This is a genomic window from Paenibacillus oleatilyticus (assembly GCF_018998565.1).
Lineage (GTDB): Bacteria > Bacillota > Bacilli > Paenibacillales > NBRC-103111 > Paenibacillus_G > Paenibacillus_G oleatilyticus.
The window spans coordinates 1-377 of record NZ_JAHNZO010000135.1; the positions used below are offsets into that span (position 1 = coordinate 1).

1 protein-coding gene is annotated in these 377 nt (G+C 60.5%); it reads right to left on the reverse strand.

Annotation, left to right across the window (positions count from 1 at the left end; translation table 11 throughout):
• Positions 1 to 345: sugar phosphate isomerase/epimerase family protein (locus KQX66_RS38960; protein WP_284439886.1), on the reverse strand; the 345-nt coding region annotated here is incomplete at its 3' end.
• Between the last annotated feature and the right edge of the window lie 32 nt (positions 346 to 377).

Below are 377 nucleotides of genomic sequence, written 5' to 3' on the forward strand. Positions count from 1 at the left end.
GAAACCGTCCTGGGCCGTGGGGAGCACCGGCGAGGCGCGGAAACCATCGTTAAATATCTCCAGTGACCAGGCGCCGCGATAGCCATGCGCGGAAAGTTGGGTCATGAACTGGGTCAGATTCAGTTCCCCTTGGCCGGGGAAGCAGCGGAAATGGCGACTCCAGGCGAGCACATCCATCTTCAACAGCGGGGCGTCCGCCAGTTGGACAAACACGATTTTTTCGGGCGGCACGTCCTCGAGGCCATCGAGGTTATCGCCGCGCGACAGGATATGAAAACTATCGAGAATGATCCCCAACGCCGGATGATCTACGGCCTTCACGCGCGCCCAGGCGTCGCGCCACATATTCACGTGACGTCCCCAGGCCAGCGCTTCAT